Source organism: Klebsiella sp. CSG-1, from assembly GCF_056521145.1.
In genome coordinates, this window is record NZ_JBWNLD010000007.1 from 70,625 (window position 1) to 89,591 (window position 18,967).

Annotated in this window: 16 protein-coding genes; 10 read left to right on the plus strand and 6 right to left on the minus strand. The window is 56.2% G+C overall.

Annotation, left to right across the window (positions count from 1 at the left end):
• Window positions 1-5: 5 nt before the first annotated feature.
• The 3 genes from AC007G_RS17645 to AC007G_RS17655 are packed head-to-tail and all read left to right on the plus strand — an operon-like array spanning window position 6 to window position 4,837.
• Entirely contained in the window at window positions 6-2,537 is a 2,532-nt protein-coding gene (locus AC007G_RS17645; protein ID WP_046853249.1) for a fimbrial biogenesis outer membrane usher protein, read from the plus strand.
• On the plus strand, window positions 2,527-4,170 hold the full coding sequence (gene ecpD / locus AC007G_RS17650; RefSeq protein WP_032689925.1) for a fimbrial adhesin EcpD: 1,644 nt from the start codon (window positions 2,527-2,529) through the stop codon (window positions 4,168-4,170). The genes AC007G_RS17645 and ecpD overlap by 11 nt, the downstream gene beginning before the upstream one ends.
• Window positions 4,139-4,837 (plus strand): fimbrial biogenesis chaperone, encoded by a 699-nt coding sequence (locus AC007G_RS17655; RefSeq protein ID WP_479466632.1) that lies wholly within the window; start codon window positions 4,139-4,141, stop codon window positions 4,835-4,837. The genes ecpD and AC007G_RS17655 overlap by 32 nt, the downstream gene beginning before the upstream one ends.
• Before the next feature lie 47 nt (window positions 4,838-4,884).
• Here the strand turns inward: AC007G_RS17655 and AC007G_RS17660 are convergent, their stop codons facing one another.
• Window positions 4,885-5,166: a YjcB family protein gene (locus AC007G_RS17660; protein ID WP_004856511.1), complete on the minus strand. Its 282-nt coding sequence runs from the start codon at window positions 5,164-5,166 to the stop codon at window positions 4,885-4,887.
• Between the two features lie 533 nt (window positions 5,167-5,699).
• Here AC007G_RS17660 and AC007G_RS17665 point away from each other — a divergent pair.
• A complete protein-coding gene (locus tag AC007G_RS17665; protein ID WP_142630572.1) occupies window positions 5,700-7,283 on the plus strand; it encodes an EAL domain-containing protein in 1,584 nt (527 codons plus the stop codon).
• A gap of 4 nt (window positions 7,284-7,287) precedes the next feature.
• On the opposite strand, the gene soxS is transcribed toward AC007G_RS17665, so the two are convergent.
• Entirely contained in the window at window positions 7,288-7,617 is a 330-nt protein-coding gene (gene soxS, locus AC007G_RS17670; protein ID WP_004856516.1) for a superoxide response transcriptional regulator SoxS, read from the minus strand.
• Between the two features lie 85 nt (window positions 7,618-7,702).
• On the opposite strand from soxS, the gene soxR reads away from it, so the two are divergent.
• The 4 genes from soxR to AC007G_RS17690 all read left to right on the plus strand — a co-directional run bounded on the left by soxR (window position 7,703) and on the right by AC007G_RS17690 (window position 12,623).
• The gene (gene soxR, locus AC007G_RS17675) at window positions 7,703-8,164 is read left to right on the plus strand and encodes a redox-sensitive transcriptional activator SoxR (RefSeq protein WP_004856518.1); all 462 of its coding nucleotides are present in this window, start codon (window positions 7,703-7,705) and stop codon (window positions 8,162-8,164) included.
• A gap of 257 nt (window positions 8,165-8,421) precedes the next feature.
• Window positions 8,422-9,087: a glutathione S-transferase family protein gene (locus AC007G_RS17680; protein ID WP_046853246.1), complete on the plus strand. Its 666-nt coding sequence runs from the start codon at window positions 8,422-8,424 to the stop codon at window positions 9,085-9,087.
• Between the two features lie 390 nt (window positions 9,088-9,477).
• A complete protein-coding gene (locus tag AC007G_RS17685; RefSeq protein ID WP_032689921.1) occupies window positions 9,478-10,827 on the plus strand; it encodes an NCS2 family permease in 1,350 nt (449 codons plus the stop codon).
• Between the two features lie 149 nt (window positions 10,828-10,976).
• Window positions 10,977-12,623, plus strand: a complete 1,647-nt coding sequence (locus AC007G_RS17690) for a Na+/H+ antiporter (RefSeq protein WP_004856523.1) — start codon at window positions 10,977-10,979, stop codon at window positions 12,621-12,623.
• 96 nt (window positions 12,624-12,719) lie between these two features.
• On the opposite strand, the gene AC007G_RS17695 is transcribed toward AC007G_RS17690, so the two are convergent.
• Window positions 12,720-13,601 (minus strand): LysR family transcriptional regulator, encoded by an 882-nt coding sequence (locus AC007G_RS17695; protein WP_032689920.1) that lies wholly within the window; start codon window positions 13,599-13,601, stop codon window positions 12,720-12,722.
• A gap of 102 nt (window positions 13,602-13,703) precedes the next feature.
• Here AC007G_RS17695 and AC007G_RS17700 point away from each other — a divergent pair, with 102 nt between their 5' ends.
• Entirely contained in the window at window positions 13,704-14,114 is a 411-nt protein-coding gene (locus AC007G_RS17700; protein WP_032689919.1) for a CidA/LrgA family protein, read from the plus strand.
• Window positions 14,107-14,796: an LrgB family protein gene (locus tag AC007G_RS17705; RefSeq protein ID WP_032689918.1), complete on the plus strand. Its 690-nt coding sequence runs from the start codon at window positions 14,107-14,109 to the stop codon at window positions 14,794-14,796. Before AC007G_RS17700 ends, AC007G_RS17705 begins: the two co-directional genes overlap by 8 nt.
• 33 nt (window positions 14,797-14,829) lie before the next feature.
• Here AC007G_RS17705 and actP read toward each other — a convergent pair whose 3' ends face one another.
• The 3 genes from actP to acs form a co-directional block, all read right to left on the minus strand.
• Window positions 14,830-16,479, minus strand: coding sequence for a cation/acetate symporter ActP (gene actP / locus AC007G_RS17710; protein WP_032689917.1), 1,650 nt, complete (start codon window positions 16,477-16,479; stop codon window positions 14,830-14,832).
• The gene (locus AC007G_RS17715) at window positions 16,476-16,790 is read right to left on the minus strand and encodes a DUF485 domain-containing protein (RefSeq protein ID WP_032689916.1); all 315 of its coding nucleotides are present in this window, start codon (window positions 16,788-16,790) and stop codon (window positions 16,476-16,478) included. The genes actP and AC007G_RS17715 overlap by 4 nt, the downstream gene beginning before the upstream one ends.
• A gap of 183 nt (window positions 16,791-16,973) precedes the next feature.
• Window positions 16,974-18,932, minus strand: coding sequence for an acetate--CoA ligase (gene acs, locus AC007G_RS17720; RefSeq protein ID WP_004856536.1), 1,959 nt, complete (start codon window positions 18,930-18,932; stop codon window positions 16,974-16,976).
• Window positions 18,933-18,967: the final 35 nt, after the last annotated feature.

Below are 18,967 nucleotides of genomic sequence, written 5' to 3' on the forward strand. Positions count from 1 at the left end.
AGGTTATGCCTTTACGACGGATTTCACCTGAGCTGAAAACGCTCCTTGCCTGTGGTATGGCCATTTTTACTCTTCCGCTTAGTGTGAATGCCGCTCCTCAGCAGGTGCAGCAAATTGGCGGCGTAGTGATTCCCCAGGCCTTCAGCCAGGCGCTACAGGATGGAATGAGTATCCCACTGTTTCTTCACCTGGAAGGCAGCGCGGGGACGCAGGATGACCAGCGGCTTGGCAGTGCGTTTATTTGGCTGGACGCCGGTACGCTTCGCGTCCGTCATATTCAGCTGGAAGAGCGCGGGGACAACGCCAGCGTGAGTGAACAAACCCGAAAAACGCTGACTGAACTGGCGAATGAACCTTTCAACAGCGATTTACACATCATGCTCACCCGCGATGCGCAGCTGCAGCTCAGTCTGCGGCAGCTGCTGCTGCAACTGGTCGTGAAACGAGAGGCGCTGGGAACCGTTCTGCGTTCGCGCAGTGAAGATATCGGCCAGTCCAGCGTTAACAGCATCAGCAGCAGTCTGAACTATAACCTCGGCGTGTATAACAACCAGATGCGTAACGCTGGCAACAGTACGTCCAGCTATCTGTCGTTGAACAGCGTCAGCTCACTGCGCGAGCACCATATTGTGTTGGACGGGTCGCTCTACGGCACCGGAACCAGCAATCAGGATAGCGAAATTTATAAGGCCATGTATGAGCGTGATTTCGCCGGGCATCGCTTTGCCGGCGGGATGCTGGATACGTGGAATTTACAGTCGCTTGGACCGATGACCGCCATTTCTGCCGGGAAAATCTACGGCGCATCCTGGGGAAACCAGGCCAGCTCAACGGTGTTTGATAATTCACAATCGGTCACGCCAATCGTGGCTTTCTTGCCGGCAGCAGGTGAAGTGCATTTATCGCGCGACGGACGTCTGCTGAGCGTACAGAACTTCGTAATGGGTAACCACGAAGTGGACACCCGAGGCCTGCCATACGGCATTTATGATGTGGATGTTGAGGTGATCGTCAATGGCCGGGTGGTCAGCAAGCGCACTCAGCGGGTGAACAAACTTTTCAGTCGCGGGCGCGGAGCGGGTGCTCCGCTGGCCTGGCAGGTGTGGGGCGGCAGCTTTCATATGGATCGCTGGTCAGAGAGCGGCAAGAAGAGCAAACCGGCGAAAGAGAGCTGGCTGGCGGGGGCGTCGACATCCGGATCCGTGGGCACGTTCAGCTGGGCGGCAACCGGCTACGGTTATGATAGCAATGCCGTCGCCGAGACGCGTCTGACCGTACCGCTGACGGAGTCTGTCAACGTCAACCTGCAAAATATGCTGGCCAGCGATAGCTCCTGGAGCAGCATTGGCAGCATCAGCGCCACCTTACCCGGAGGTTTTAGCACCGTCTGGGTTAACCAGGAAAAAACCATTATTGGCGCCCGGTTACGGCGCAGCGATGCCGACAACCGGGCGATTGGCGGAACCCTTAATCTGAACCCGCTGTGGTCAAAGCTGGGGACCTTTAGCATTAGCTACAACGACGACCGTCGCTACAACAGCCATTACTACACGGCGGATTATTATCAGACTCTCTTTAGCGGGGCCTTCGGCTCGCTGGGCCTGCGTGCCGGTATTCAGCGCTTCAATAATGGTGGCAGTGGTAGCAGTAGCAGTACCGGGAAATATGTTGCGCTCGATTTCTCACTCCCCCTGGGAAACTGGTTCAGCGCCGGTATGACCCACCAGAACGGCTATACCATGGCAAACCTTTCCGCCCGTAAACAGTTTGATGAGGGCGTGGTACGTACTCTTGGGGCCAATATTTCGCGGGCGATCTCCGGTGATACCGGCGATGACAAAACGCTGAGCGGCGGAGGCTATGCCCAGTTCGATACCCGCTATGCCAATGGTACGCTCAATATTAACAGCGGCGCTGACGGCTATGTGAATACCAACCTGACCGCCAGCGGTAGCGTCGGCTGGCAGGGGCGGAATATCGCCGCCAGCGGGCGCACCGACGGTAACGCCGGCGTGATTTTTAACACCGATCTCGATGATGACGGCAAGCTGAGCGCCAGGGTCAACGGACGGGTCATCCAGCTGACCGGCAAACGCAACTATCTGCCGCTCTCGCCGTACAGCCGTTACGAAGTCGAGCTGCAAAACAGTAAGAACTCCCTCGACAGCTACGACATTGTCAGCAACCGCAAGAGCAGCCTGACGCTCTACCCGGGCAACGTGGCGGTTATCGAACCGGAAGTGAAACAGATGGTGACCGTTTCCGGGCGCATCCGCGCCGAAGATGGAACGCTGCTGGCCAATGCACACATCAATAACCATATTGGCCGCACCCGTACCGATAACACGGGAGGATTCGTGATGGACGTGGATAAAAAATACCCCACCATCGATTTCACCTACGGCAATAACCAAAGCTGTGAAGTCGGGCTTGAGATAAGTCAGGCGCGCGGGGCGGTGTGGGTCGGCGATGTCGTCTGCACGGGTCTGAAAACTTACGCCAGCGCGCAGCAGGCAGGAGAAGGTCATGAAAGCTAAGTGGTTCCCGTTGGTAAGCCTGTTTATTGTCGCACTGTGCGCGGTGCGGGCAGAGGCGGCGGTAACGAAAACAACCTGGCCGGACGCGGCAGCGGTGCAGTTTGTTTTCGTGGAAAACAACTCCGATGATAACTTTTTCGCCACTCCAGGCGGCGTGCTGGATCCGCGCATGACCGGCGCCAGTCGCTGGACCGGGCTGAAATATACCGGTAGCGGCACTATCTACCAGCAGAGTCTGGGCTATATCGATAACGGCTATAACACCGGGCTGAATGCCAACTGGAAGTTTGACATGTGGCTGGAAAACTCGCCGGTGTCGAACCCCCTGAGCGGGCTGCGCTGCATCAACTGGTACGCCGGTTGCGATATGGCGACCAGTCTGATTTTGCCCCAGGTCACGGATACAAACGGCTTTTACGGTGCGACGGTGACCTCCGGTGGCCAAAAATGGATGCATGGCATGATGTCGGACGCTTTCTACCAGTATCTGCAGCAGATGCCGGTTGGTGGCAGCATGTCGATGACGATCAATGCCTGCCAGACTTCCGTCTCCTACGATGCAAGCAGCGGGGCGCGCTGCAAAGATCAGGCCTCCGGCGCCTGGTACGTGCGTAAAGTGACCCATACTAAAGCGGCAAACTTAAAGCTGATTAACACCCATTCTCTGACCGAAGTCTTTATCAATAGCGATGGGATCCCGACGCTGGGGGAGGGCAGCTCGAACTGTCGCGCCCAGACGATTGGTACCCGTAGCGGTCTGAGCTGCAAGATGGTCAACTATGCGTTGCAGCATAATGGCCTGAGCAACACCTCGATTCATATTTTCCCGGCGATTAACAACACGTCGCTGACGTCGGCGGTGAATATCTATGATATGCAGTTCAGCCTCGATGGTAACAGCTGGAAACCGGTCAGCGGCAATGCCTACTACTATACGTTTAACGAGATGAAATCCTCGGATTCGGTCTACATCTTCTTTTCCAGTAACTTCTTTAAGCAGATGGTGGCGCTGGGCATCAGTGATATTAATACCAAGGATCTGTTTAACTTCCGCTTCCAGAACACCACCTCGCCGGAGTCCGGCTGGTATGAATTTTCTACCTCCAACTCGCTGATTATCAAACCGCGTGATTTCAGTATCAGCATTATTTCCGATGAGTACAGCAGTTCACCGTCGCGCGAAGGGTATGTCGGTGCCGGACAGCCGTCACTGGATTTTGGCTATATCGTCACCACCAGCGGAAAAACCGCCGCCGATGAAGTCCTGATCAAAGTGACCGGCCCGTCGCAGTCGATCGCCGGGCGTTCATATTGCTTGTTCAGTTCGCCAGACGGGGTGACAAAAGTGCCTTTCCCGGCGCTGCTGACGTTTACCACCCAGACCGGAACGAGCAAAAATTATGACGCCGGCTGCGATGACAACTGGCGTGATATGACGGATGCGCTGTGGCTGACGACGCCGTGGACAGATGCTTCCGGCGATATTGGCGTGATGAACAAGACGACGGTGAAATTTTCCATACCGATGAACGACAATATTTCGTTGAGAACGGTAGATGACGATGGCTGGTTTGGTGAAGTGAGTGCTTCAGGAGAGATTCATGTTCAGGCGACATGGCGCAATATTAATTAATCTGCTCCAGGCCGTCGCGTGGTTGCTGCTTCTGGGTCTGCCAATGGCGGGCCGGGCGATTTCCGTCGGCAATTTAACTTTTTCGCTGGGTGCTGAAGAGAACTTTGTCGCCAAACGGGTACTGAATAACAACCCGAGCGCGCGGCTCTATCAGATTTCCGTCGTCGGGATAGACCGGCCGGGAGGTCACGAGGTCCGTTCGCGTCCGGCAGACGGCGAACTGCTCTTTGCCCCGCGTCAGCTCACCTTGCAGGCCGGGCAAGGGGAATACTTTAAATTTTATTATCATGGCCCGCAGGATAATCGTGAACGTTATTACCGGGTTTCGTTTCGCGAAATTCCCACCCGAAACCGCATTGGCCGTACTGCGGCCGGCGGGTCAATCGGTATTGATCCGGTGGTCGTGATGGAAACGATTCTGGTGGTACGCCCGCGGCAGGTGCAGTTCAAATGGGCCTTCGATCGGCAGGCGGGAAGCGTCAGCAACAGCGGCAATACCTGGTTTAAACTGCTGATCAAGCCGGGATGCGATGCAACGGAAGAAGAGGGCGAGGCCTGGTACTTACGGCCAGGAGATGTGGTTCGCCAGGCGACGCTGCGCCAGCCTGGGAATAAATACATTATCTATAATGATAAATTTATTAAAATATCAAAGGATTGCGAGTAGTGTTTGCCGGTAAATAAAAAAGCCTCCCGTAGGAAGCTTTTTTATTATCAGGTCATGACCATTGGCCATTGTGGTGGCGTCTGGCTCATGACTTCGATCATGACGTCTTTGATATTGCCCCAGATTTTCGCGATATCCAGCAGCGTGATCCCCAACAAGCCGGTGGCGAACCAGCAGGCCGCCACCAGGCCGATGCAGCTACAAATAACGGCTAAACCGGCATAATCACTTTTGCGTAGCTGAATGTTCATCGAACTGGCCAAAAACATCAGAACCGCGCTCACCAGCGGCCAGCGCAAAAGTATGACACTGGTAGTTATGGAAGCCATCAACCTCATCCTCAAAGAAAATCGGGTGCCTTTGACAACCTGGCGAGACTGACGATGACGTGGCGCTCTGGCTATCTACGGGCAATCAGGAGAATAATGAAACATTGTTCTTGTTTCATCAAGTTGTGTGAACTATATCACATTTGCTGTTTTATTCACCAGCCCCAAATGCGCGTTTTTGGCGGTTTTTAAAGCCGTATTTTTGTTGTGGATAATGAGGGCGGGGGCATCTTCCCACCACGTCAAACGGGCAAACTGCTCTTCCCGGCGTCTGATTGCTTTTTTTGAGCTCGTTATCTGCGGCTTTTATTACTTATTCTTGTCGATCGTACGGATAAACCGAATTAGATAACGACTCTGTTTTTAGAATACCGAGAGTGTTTCTCGATTTTCTGCGAAATTAGTATTATTCATCATTATTGAGGATGGGGTTTTTACATCAAACGACCGGTTGCTGAAAATAGTCTCTGTTGTATAACAACGAGTGTGATCTTTTACCGTGATAAGGCATATCGCATGGATAAAAAACGGAAATGAATCGTCGCACATTGCGCAACGCGTTGAGAATATTGGGAGTGACGCTGGTGATTCTGCTCCCCGTCGTGCTGGCACTGTGGTTTGCGCAAATCAGAGCCAAAGCCGAAACCTCCGATCGGCTCCGCGCATTTTCACAGCTGGCGCTGCAGAAAACGGAAATGGTGGTTTATGAAGCCGATCGGGCGCGTGAAAAAGCCTTGCAGTTTAAAGGGGAAATGTGCTCTGCCGGACATCAGCAATATATGTTGTCGATTGTTCGCAGCCTGCTTTATGTTGACGATTTAATTTATGCCGACGGTCCCCGTTTGTTTTGCTCGACTGCGGTCCGCCCCGATAGCGCATGGCGTATTCCGTCGGCGAATTATACCAAAAAGCCGGATATCGCTATCTACTATTACCGCGATACGCCTTTCTATCCCGGCTTTGCGATGAACTATATGCAGCGAGGGCACTACATTGCGGTGATTAATCCACTCTCCTACAGTTCGTTAATATCGAGTGATAAAGATTTATCCTACGGTTTGTACGATACAAAAACGAATCAGTTTTTTTCCACCAGTAGAAATGCCGACCCCGCGGTACTGCATGGCCTGATTCGTCAGGAAGATGCCTTTTTTCGCCAGGGTAACCGGGTGTACACCGTGGCTCATTCCGCCATCCGCCCGATCGCCGTGATTATGTCTACCTCGTACGCCAGTTATTACCAGAGCTTTTATGATCAGGTGACGCTCACCCTCCCGCTGGGGGGGATTTGCAGCATTTTGATCTTACTGGTGTGGTTGCGCACCCGGCAGCAATACCATTCACCGCGCAATATGTTGCAACGCGCGCTCAATCGGCGTCAGCTGTGTCTGCATTATCAGCCGATTATTGATATCGAAAATAACCGCTGCGTCGGAGCCGAAGCGCTGCTGCGTTGGCCGGGATTTGACGGGCCGGTGATGACGCCGGCGGAGTTTATTCCACTGGCGGAAAATGAAGGGATGATTGCGCAGGTCACCGATTACGTGGTGGATGAGTTATTTTCCGAACTCGGGGAATTTTTGGCCGGGCATCCGCATCTGTATATTGCGATTAACCTGTCGGCCACTGATTTCCACTCTTCGCGGCTCATTGCCCAAATCGGTGAAAAGGCGCGGAGCTCCGCGGTGAATATCGATCAAATTAAAATTGAAGTCACCGAGCGCGGATTTATTGACGTGCAGAAAACGATGCCGGTCATCCAGGCATTCCGCGCAGCCGGATATGAAATTGCTATTGATGACTTCGGTACCGGCTATTCCAATCTGCATAATCTCCACTCGCTTAACGTGGATATCCTGAAGATCGATAAATCGTTTATCGATACGCTCACCACCAATAGCACCAGCTACACGATCGCCGAGCATATTATTGAAATCGCCCGCAGCCTGGGCTTAAAGACCGTTGCCGAAGGCGTCGAAACGGCGGACCAGGTTAACTGGCTGCGAAAACGCGGGGTCCGGTATTGTCAGGGCTGGTACTTTGCGAAAGCGATGCCGCCACAGGAGTTCAGGCAGTGGCTGGCCAACGCGCCCAGGCTGCTCAGCCCTTGCATGTGAACGCTCAGGCGGAAATTTGATGACGATAATCGCTGGGGGTGCGGTCGAACTCCCGGCGAAATACCCGTGAGAACGTCTGCTGCGACACGTAGCCCAGATCCATCGCAATATCAAAGATGGGTCGCTGGGTGGTCCGCAGCGCCTCTGCGGCCAGCAACAGCCGGCGCTGGCGGATGTAATCGCCCAGCGTTTGATGCATCACGGCGCGGAACATCCGCTGGAGGTACCATTTTGAGTACCCGGATTTTCTGGCGACTACATCAATGTTAAGTGGTTGATCGATATGTTCATCAATCCATTCAATAAGCGTTTGGATAATATCCTGATGGGACATAAAGCGGCCTCTCTCAATTCTCGATTCGTCGTTTTGTCTGCGGGCGAGTATAATTCCTCAAGTTAACTTGAGGTAAAGCGCTTTTATGGAAAAGAAATCCCCCCGTATTAAAATGCTGTTGACCCCCGGCGAGGTGGCAAAGCGTACCGGCGTTGCCGTCTCTGCCCTGCATTTCTATGAAAGCAAAGGGTTAATTCACAGCCAGCGTAATGCCGGTAATCAGCGGCGCTATCGCCGCGATGTGCTGCGCGCGGTGGCGATCATCAAGATTGCCCAGCGAATCGGCATTCCGCTGTCGACCATTGGTGATGCGTTCGGCGTGTTGCCGGAAGGGCATAACCTCAGCGCGAAGGAGTGGAAACAGCTCTCATCGCAGTGGCGGGAGGAGCTTGATCGGCGTATTCATACCCTGACCGCACTGCGCGACCAGCTGGATGGTTGTATCGGCTGCGGCTGTCTGTCGCGACGCGACTGCCCGCTGCGCAACCCGGGAGATAAGCTGGGTGAAGAGGGGACCGGCGCGCGACTGCTGGAGGATGACGTATAAAACTAAAGCGCCACAACAGGGCGCTTTAGTTGTTTTCCGGTCTTGGTCTTTAACACTATCCTGGTCGTTCGCAGGAGGGTTTCCCCCGACGTCGGCTCACCTCGGTATTGCGCAAGATGTTGCTGGAGGTTCCGGTTTGCGCCGACAACTTAATTGTGGCACAGCCCGGCTTTTTCACCCGTTTATTTCGGCGAAATTTTTCCGCCAATCGCCGTCAGTTCCTATAGTTAATTCGAACGAATTACGGGAGAACCTCCATGCTGACGGTACATCATCTCAATCAATCACGATCCCAGCGCGTGCTGTGGGCGCTTGAAGAACTCCAGTTGCCTTATCGCATTGTCAGCTACCAGCGGGAAAAAAATATGCTGGCGCCGCCGGCGTTAAAGCAGATCCACCCGCTGGGGAAATCTCCGGTGGTGGAAGATAACGGCTACGTGCTGGCGGAATCGGGCGCCATCCTCGAGTACCTGCAGGAAACCTACGATAGCGACCACCGGTTCAGACCGCAGGCGATAGCGGATAAGCTGCAATACCGTTTCTGGCTGCACTATGCCGAGGGCTCACTGATGCCGCTGATGGTGATGAAACTGGTGTTTGCCAGTCTCGGTAAACCGCCCATTCCGCTCGGGATGCGAACGCTGGGCAATGCCCTGGGTAAAGGGGTACAGAAGGCCTGGCTGGACCGGCAAATCGCCACGCACGCTCGCTATATTGAGGATCATCTCTCCCGTCAGCCGTGGTTTGCCGGCGCGCAGCTCAGCATGGCCGATATCCAGATGAGCTTTCCGGTCATGGCGCTGCTGGCGCGCGGCGGCATCAAGGATGTACCGCGGATCGCACAGTGGGTGCAGCGAATAGAGCAGCGTCCGGCCTGGCAGAAAGCGATTGAACGCGGCGGCCCGTTCACCCTGCCGGAGTGAGGCGGTAATTTTTGTGATGGCCGCGGTGAATTGCTATCAACGCAATACAAAAATGTTACCGGATTGCGCATAGACGACAACGTTTGCGCATCGACTGGTTATTTCATGAACGCCATAAGCAAAATTTAGCGAATTAACACAAACTTCAGTTGAAAAGGCCCGTCTAAAGGCTGGATAATCGTTTGCCTTTGTATTTTGCTCGCTATTTATCCCTGTTCTGGGGGGAGCAAATTCATTCTGACCACCGTATTGTATGCGCGGAGTTAAACGTTTGCTTTTTTGCAGCCCCCCTGGCGCTGCGAGGTAGCACAAGGAGATCGCGTTTAGCTGGCAGTGGATGGTCCACCACGCATACGGACGAACGATTAAAATTTTCAGGGGAAGTTTTCTATGTCTACGCCTTCAGCGCGTACCGGCGGTTCATTAGACGCCTGGTTTAAAATTTCAGCTCGTGGCAGCTCCGTTCGTCAGGAGATTGTTGCCGGTTTAACCACCTTCCTGGCAATGGTGTACTCGGTCATTGTTGTCCCGGGCATGTTGGGTAAAGCCGGGTTCCCTCCGGCAGCCGTGTTCGTCTCGACTTGTCTGGTCGCCGGCGTAGGCTCTCTGGTGATGGGGCTGTGGGCAAACCTGCCGCTGGCCATCGGCTGTGCGATTTCGCTGACCGCGTTCACCGCCTTCAGCCTGGTGCTGGGGCAGCACATCAGTATTCCGGTTGCGCTGGGCGCCGTGTTCCTGATGGGCGTGCTGTTTACCGTTATCTCTGCCACCGGTATTCGTAGCTGGATCCTGCGCAATTTACCGCAGGGCGTTGCGCACGGCACCGGGATAGGTATCGGCCTGTTTCTGCTGCTGATCGCCGCCAACGGCGTGGGCCTGGTGATTAAAAACCCGCTGGACGGTTTGCCGGTCGCGCTGGGTCACTTCAACAGCTTCCCGGTGATTATGTCGCTGGTGGGGCTGGCGGTGATTATTGGCCTCGAAAAAATGAAAGTGCCGGGCGGTATTCTGCTGACCATTATCGGCATTTCGATCGTCGGGCTGATTTTTGACCCGAGCGTTCATTTCTCCGGTATTTTCGCGATGCCGTCGCTGAGCGACGACAAAGGCAACTCGCTGATTGGCAGCCTCGATATCATCGGCGCGCTAAACCCGGTGGTTCTGCCAAGCGTCCTGGCGCTGGTGATGACGGCGGTATTTGATGCCACCGGCACGATTCGCGCCGTGGCGGGGCAGGCAAACCTGCTGGATAAAGACGGGCAGATTATCAACGGCGGTAAAGCCTTGACCACCGACTCCCTGAGCAGCGTCTTCTCCGGCGTGGTCGGGGCGGCACCGGCGGCGGTGTACATCGAATCTGCGGCAGGTACTGCGGCGGGCGGTAAAACCGGCCTCACCGCGGTGACCGTTGGCGTGCTGTTCCTGCTGATTCTGTTCCTCTCTCCGCTCTCTTATCTGGTACCTGCGTATGCCACGGCGCCAGCGCTGATGTATGTTGGTCTGCTGATGCTGAGCAACGTGGCGAAAATCGACTTTAATGATTTCGTCGATGCGATGGCCGGGCTTATCACGGCGGTCTTTATCGTGCTGACCTGTAACATCGTCACCGGCATCATGATTGGCTTTGCCGCCCTGGTCATTGGCCGTCTGGTGTCCGGCGAGTGGCGCAAGCTGAACCTGGGGACCGTCATCATCGCGGCCGCGCTGGTTATCTTCTACGCCGGTGGTTGGGCCATTTAAGCTTTTCCTGCCAATAGCGGGCGGCTCAGGCCGCCCGTTTTATTTTTAAGCCACATCCTGTTTCCTTTTGCGTTAATCTGAGTAGCGTATTATCCAGAGACATGACGCCTCCGGTGTAAAAAAAAGAAAACGCAGCAAACAGGGAACACATGGAAATATTCTTCACCATACTCATTATGACCCTCGTGGTCTCTCTCTCCGGGGTGGTTACACGCGTACTGCCCTTTCAGGTTCCACTACCACTGATGCAAATCGCCATTGGCGCGCTGTTGGCGTGGCCGACGTTTGGTTTGCATGTTGAATTCGACCCCGAGCTGTTCCTGGTCTTGTTTATCCCGCCGCTGCTTTTTGCCGACGGCTGGAAGACGCCGACCCGCGAATTTATTGAGCACGGACGAGAAATCCTCGGGCTGGCGCTGGCGCTGGTGCTGGTCACGGTGGTGGGTATTGGCTTCCTCATCTACTGGATCGTGCCGGGTATTCCGCTGATTCCCGCCTTTGCGCTGGCGGCGGTGCTGTCACCGACCGATGCCGTGGCGCTGTCAGGCATCGTGGGCGAAGGGCGCATTCCGAAAAAAATTATGGGGATTTTGCAGGGCGAGGCGCTGATGAATGATGCCTCCGGCCTGGTCTCGCTGAAGTTTGCCGTCGCCGTGGCGATGGGCACGATGGTCTTTACCGTCGGCGGTGCCACGGTCGAGTTCCTCAAAGTCGCCATCGGCGGTATCCTGGCCGGGTTTGTGGTGAGCTGGCTGTATGGTCGTTCGATGCGCTTCCTCAGCCGCTGGGGCGGCGACGAGCCGGCGACGCAGATTGTTCTGCTGTTCCTGCTGCCGTTTGCCTCCTACCTGATCGCGGAACATATCGGTGTTTCCGGGATTCTGGCGGCGGTGGCGGCGGGGATGACCATCACCCGTTCCGGCGTGATGCGCACCGCGCCGCTGGCCATGCGTCTGCGTGCGAACAGTACCTGGGCGATGCTGGAATTTGTCTTTAACGGCATGGTCTTTCTGCTGTTGGGTCTGCAGCTGCCGGACATTCTGTCGACGTCGCTGGTGGCGGCGGAAGCGGATCCGAATGTTGAAACCTGGATGTTGTTTACCGACATTATCCTGATCTACGCCGCGCTGATGCTGGTACGTTTTGGCTGGCTGTGGACGATGCGCAAGTTAAGCCAGCGTTTCCTGAAGAGGAAACCGATGGAGTTTGGCTCGTGGACCACCCGTGAACTGCTGATCTCCTCCGTTGCCGGGGTACGCGGGGCGATAACCCTCGCCGGTGTGCTGTCGATTCCACTGCTGCTGCCTGACGGCAACGTCTTCCCGGCCCGCTATGAGCTGATCTTTTTGGCCGCCGGGGTGATTCTGTTCTCGCTGTTTGTCGGGGTGATCGCGCTGCCAATTTTGCTACGTCACATTGAGTCGAGCGACCATGTTCAGCAGCGTAAAGAAGAGCGGCTGGCGCGCGCGGCGACGGCAGATGTGGCGATTGTCGCGATTCAGAAAATGGAGGAGCGTCTGGCGGCCGACACCAAAGAGAATATTGATAACCAGCTGCTGACCGAGGTCAGTTCGCGGGTGATTGGTAATCTGCGCCGCCGCGTCGACGGACGCAACGATGTGGAAACCTCTATACTCGAAGAGCAGCTTGAGCGTCGGTTCCGTCTGGCGGCGCTGCGTTCAGAACGCGGAGAGCTGTATCATCTTCGTGCGACCCGGCAGATCAGCAATGAAACGCTGCAGAAGCTGCTCCACGACCTTGACCTGCTGGAAGCGCTGCTCATCGAAGATCAGTAGCACCGCACCGCTTCCCCGGCGGCGCTACGCTGGCCGGGCGATGAATTCAGAATGACTGTTTTTGTCGCCCGGACAGGCGCAACGCGCCTCCGGGACTTACTCCAGCCAGAACGCCTTACTGCATTCCAGCCACGCCTGCGCGCTGTGCGACAGATAAACGCCTTCCCGCCAGATCATCCCCAGCTCCCAGTGCAGCTCACTCTGCAGCGGTATCCAGCAAAAATTCTGCGCGTCGAGACGTTCGCAGATCGGCTGCGGCAGTATGGCCACGCCGATTCCCGCCTGCACCATGGCCGCGAGGAAATCCCACTGGCCGCTGCGCACCGCGATGCGGGGCTTCACATCATGACAGGTAAACAGCGCCATCAGCTGCCGGCTCAGCGCGAAATCTTCGTTATAAATGACCAGCGGATGGGCCGCGAGGGCTTCCGGCGAGAGCGACTGAACGCTTTCCCACTCCTCGGTTCTCGGCGTCAGCACGCACAGCGGATGGTTGAACAGCGGCAGCGTGCTCAGGCCGCTGTCCTCGTCTACCGGCAGCGCCGTCATGGCGAGATCCAGCTCGCCGTTGCTCACCGCCTGCTGAACCGTCAGCCCACCGAACTCGGCAATCTTCAGCTCCACGCCCGGGTAGCGCTGGCGAAACAGGCCGATCGGTTCTGCCATCAGCATCCCGACCATCGGCGGGATCCCCAGTCTCAGGACCCCTTTGTGCAGGTGGTTAATATCGCTCAGCTCCGATTCCAGCTGATGAAACTCGCCCAGAATCGCCTGCCCACGCTCAAAAACAACCCGACCGGTATCGGTCAACAGGAGCCGGCGGCCATCGCGAATCAACAGGGTGCAGTTCAGCTCATCTTCCAGATTTTTGAGCATTTTGCTGATCGTGGGCTGTGTGACGAACAGTTTTTCCGCAGCGCGCGTAAAACTCTGCTGACGCACCACTTCGACAAAATAGCGCAGCGTTCGGATATCCATAATTATTCCCAGAGACTATACCTGTGATGATTTTAATTCATTTCTGTCCGCTCAGGCGGCTCTCTATACTGCATACCTTGCTTCTTTTCAGGAATTTCGCTCATGGCCTTCGCGCCAGCTCGTGTGACCCCCTTCGTTGTACAGCGCCTCCAGGTCCCGGTTCAGGTGCTGATTTATGCCGGATTGTTCGTCTGCGCTGAATATTTGGTTAACTGGCTGCATCTGCCGCTGCCGGCGAACCTGGTCGGTATGTTGATGCTGCTGGCGCTGATTATCTGTCGGGTTATCCCGCTGAACTGGGTGCGGGCCGGCGCGCGCTGGCTGTTGGCGGAAATGCTGCTGTTTTTCGTCCCGGCGGTGGTGGCGGTGGTGAATTATACCCAGCTGCTGATGGTCGACGGCTGGCGTATTTTTCTGGTGATTGCGCTGAGTACCCTGATGGTGCTGGGGGCGACGGCATGGGTGGTGGATAAAGTGTATCGTTATGAAGTCAGCCGGATGAAGCATGAGTGATTTTCAACTGAGCGTCCTGTGCCTGGTTGTGACGCTGGCACTCTATTTCGCCAATAAGCGCCTGTATCGCCGCTTCCACAGGCTGCCGCTGATGCCGCTGGTGTTTACCCCGATACTGCTGGTGCTGATTCTGGTGTTTGGCCACATTTCATATCAGAACTATATGGGCGAGGCCCACTGGTTGTTATGGCTGTTGGGGCCTGCAACCATCGCGTTTGCCGTCCCGGTATATGACAACCTCGCGGTCATTAAACGGCACTGGATGTCGCTGACCGCAGGGGTGACGACGGCAGTGGTTGTCGCCGTGACCAGCTCGGTGTGGCTGGCGCGACTGTTTACGCTGCCGGATGAGATTCAGCGTAGTCTGGCGGTGCGTTCGGTCACGACGCCGTTTGCGCTGGCCGCGGCAAAACCGATCGGCGGCCAGCCGGAGCTGGTGGCGCTGTTTGTGGTGATCACCGGCGTGTTTGGCATGGCGGTGGGTGATGCGCTGTTTATGCGGCTCGCCATTCGCGAAGGGATGGCAAAAGGCGCTGGATTTGGCGCCGCCTCGCACGGCGCAGGCACCGCCCGTTCATATGAGCTGGGGCCGCAGGAAGGGGTGGTGGCCAGTCTGGTGATGATGTTGTCTGGCGTGGTAATGGTACTGGCAGCGCCGCTGGTGCGCCTGCTGATGTTTTAATGTTCCCCGGCCGGGCGGCCGGGGAGAGTCAGGTTAGTGCGCCTGGCCGCGTTCGATACCGATCCCGGTTTGCGAACGAATAAACTGAGCGCGGAACTGCTCACGCTCGCGCATCCCTTCCGCCGAATTGTCGGTGGCGGAGAAGAGCCAGATACCGATAAAGGCGATAGCGATAGAGAACAGCGCCGGATATTCATACGGGAATATCGCCTTTTCATGGCCGAGGATTTGCACCCAAATCGTCGGGCCAAGGATCATCAGAATCACGGCGGTCAGCAGCCCAAGCCAGCCGCCTACCATGGCTCCGCGAGTGGTCAGCTTCGACCAGTACATCGACAGCAGTATGATCGGGAAGTTACAGCTGGCGGCGATGGAGAAGGCCAGACCCACCATGAAGGCAATATTCTGATTTTCAAACAAAATCCCCAGCAGAATCGCCACCACGCCCAGCACCAGAACGGTGATTTTCGACACCCGCAGCTCATCGCGCTCGCTGGCGCCCTTGCGGAAGACGTTAGCATACAGGTCGTGAGAAACCGCCGAGGCGCCGGCCAGCGTCAAACCGGCGACCACCGCCAGAATAGTGGCGAAGGCGACCGCTGAAATAAAGCCGAGGAACAGGTTGCCGCCCACCGCATCGGCCAGGTGTACCGCCGCCATATTATTGCCGCCAATCAGCACGCCCGCGGAATCTTTGAACGCAGGATTCGCGCCCACCAGCATGATCGCGCCGAAGCCGATGATAAAGGTCAGGATATAGAAATAGCCCATAAACCCGGTGGCGTAGAACACGCTCTTGCGCGCTTCTTTCGCATCGCTCACGGTGAAGAAACGCATCAGAATGTGCGGCAGACCGGCGGTTCCGAACATCAGACCGAGACCGAGCGATAGCGCCGATATCGGGTCTTTCACCAGCCCGCCCGGGCTCATAATCGCTGCGCCTTTCGGATGCACCGCCATGGCTTCACTGAACAGGTTGTTGAAGCTGAAGCCGACGTGCTTCATAACCATAAAGGCCATAAAGCTGGCGCCGCACAGCAGCAGGACGGCCTTGATAATCTGCACCCAGGTGGTGGCGAGCATACCGCCGAAGAGGACGTAGAGCACCATCAGCACGCCGACCAGCACCACCGCGACGTGGTAGTTCAGGCCGAACAGCAGCTGAATCAGCTTGCCTGCGCCGACCATCTGAGCAATCAGATACAGCGCCACCACCACCAGCGAACCGCAGGCGGAGAGGGTACGAATCGGCCCTTGCTTAAGGCGATAAGAGGCGACGTCAGCGAAGGTGTAGCGCCCGAGGTTACGCAGGCGTTCGGCGATCAGGAACAGAATAATCGGCCAGCCGACCAGGAAACCGAGGGAGTAAATCAGTCCGTCGTAGCCGGAGGTGTAGACCAGCGCAGAAATACCGAGGAAGGAGGCGGCCGACATAAAGTCGCCGGCAATCGCCAGCCCGTTCTGAAAGCCGGTAATATTTCCGCCCGCGGTATAGTAATCGCTGCGTGAGCGAACGCGTTTTGACGCCCAGTAGGTGATATACAGCGTCAGGGCGACAAAGATCAGGAACATGATGATCGCCTGCCAGTTGGTCGGCTGGCGCTGTACCGCGCCGGAGATGGCGTCAGCGGCACTCGCGGAAAAAGGGAGCGTGGCGGCAATCGCCGTCAGGACTTTCTTCATGATGAGTGCACCTCGTTGATAACGCTTTTCGTCAGACGGTCAAATTCTCCGTTAGCCCGCCAGACATAAATCCCGGTCAGGACAAAAGAGATAACGATAACGCCGATGCCGATCGGGATTCCTCGGGTGACGCTGGTGCCGGCATGCAGCGGCGTGCCCAGCCAGCCAGGGGCGAAAGCGATGAGTAGAATAAAGCCCACGTAGATCACTAACATAATCAGTGACAGGATGGCGGCAAACCTTTGCCGGGTTGCAACTAACTCCCTGAAATGCGCACTATCTTCTATCCGCTGACAAATTTGCTCATTCATCACAGCGTCTCCAGAGGTACCCTTTTCGTCATCCGCGCGCTGACCGTCGGCAGCACTTATCCCCCCGGCAACATACTGTCGGGAAGAGAAGGTGCTTCCTGCTGTCCTGCTACGTGGAATCCTTAGGGCGTATGATTTATGTCCTCTCCCCTGACGGGGAGAGGGTGTAGGGAATGAGTCCGTTTACGACGGCATCGCAATGGCCTGCTTCTCTTCGAGCAGTTTTTCCACGACGCCAGGATCCGCCAGTGTCGACGTATCGCCGAGGTTGCTGGTATCGCCCGCGGCAATCTTGCGCAGAATACGGCGCATGATCTTGCCCGAGCGGGTTTTCGGTAAGGAATCGGTCCAGTGGAGCACGTCCGGCGTGGCCAGCGGGCCAATCTCTTTGCGTACCCAGTTGCGTACTTCCGCATACAGCTCCGGCGTCGGCTCTTCACCATGATTGAGCGTGACGTAAGCGTAAATCGCCTGACCTTTGATGTTATGCGGAATACCGACCACGGCCGCTTCGGCGATTTTCGGGTGCGACACCAGCGCCGATTCGATTTCTGCGGTCCCCAGGCGGTGGCCAGATACGTTCAGAACGTCGTCCACGCGGCCGGTGATCCAGAAGTAACCATCTTCATCACGACGAGCGCCGTCGCCGCTGAAATACATATTTTTGAAGGTGGAGAAGTAGGTCTGTTCAAAGCGCTCGTGGTCGCCGAACAGGGTTCGCGCCTGTCCCGGCCAGGAGTCGGCGATGGCCAGGTTACCTTCGGTCGCGCCCTCCAGCGGAGTGCCTTCATTGTCGACCAGCACCGGCTGCACGCCGAAGAACGGACGCGTGGCGGAGCCGGCTTTCAGCTCAATGGCGCCCGGCAGCGGAGTAATCATGAAGCCGCCGGTTTCAGTTTGCCACCAGGTATCCATCACCGGGCATTTCTCGTTGCCAATCTTCTTCCAGTACCACTCCCAGGCTTCCGGGTTAATCGGCTCGCCGACCGAACCCAGAATACGCAGGGAAGAGCGGTCGGTGCCTTCGATGGCCTTATCGCCTTCCGCCATCAGCGCGCGGATCGCCGTCGGCGCGGTGTAGAGAATATTGACCTTGTGCTTATCGACGACCTGACACATCCGCGCCGGCGTCGGCCAGTTCGGCACGCCTTCAAACATCAGCGTGGTGGCGCCACAGGCCAGCGGGCCGTACAGCAGATAGCTGTGGCCGGTCACCCAGCCCACGTCAGCGGTACACCAGTAGATGTCGCCCGGATGGTAGTCGAAGACATATTTGAAGGTGGTGGCGGCATAGACCAGGTAGCCGCCGGTGGTGTGCAGCACCCCTTTGGGCTTACCGGTTGAACCGGAGGTATAGAGGATGAACAGCGGGTCTTCCGCATTCATCTCTTCCGGCTGATGCTGGTCGCTGGCTTGCGCAATCAGGTCGCTCCACCACAGGTCGCGACCTTCCTGCCAGTCGATTTTGCCGCCGGTACGTTTGAGCACCACCACGTGCTCGATGCTTTTCACGTTCGGATTTTTTAACGCGTCGTCAACGTTCTTCTTCAGTGGAATCGCACGTCCGGCGCGCAACCCTTCATCGGAAGTAATGACCAGACGAGAATTCGAGTCAATGATACGTCCGGCAACCGCTTCGGGAGAAAAACCGCCGAAGATCACCGAGTGGATAGCGCCGATACGGGCGCAGGCCAGCATAGCGACGGCGGCTTCCGGCACCATTGGCATATAGATAGCGACGACATCGCCCTTTTTAATGCCGAGGTCGAGCAGGACGTTAGCAAAACGGCAGACGTCGTGATGGAGCTCGCGATAAGTGATGTGTTTGCTCTGGCTGGCGTCGTCGCCTTCCCAGATAATCGCGGTCTGGTCGCCGCGTTCGGCCAGGTGGCGATCGAGGCAGTTAGCGGCAAGATTCAGCGTGCCGTCTTCATACCATTTAATAGAGACGTTGCCCGGTGCGAATGAGGTGTTCTTCACGCGCGTATAGGGCCGCATCCAGTCAAGGATTTTGCCTTGCTCACCCCAGAACGCATCCGGGTCGGTGACAGATTGGTGATACTGCGCCTTGTACTGTTCCGGGTTAATCAGGCAGCTGTCCGCAATGTTAGCGGGAATAGAGTGCTTATGTATTTGGCTCATGGCTTTTTTTCTCCTGTAGGTTGTTAAATATATGT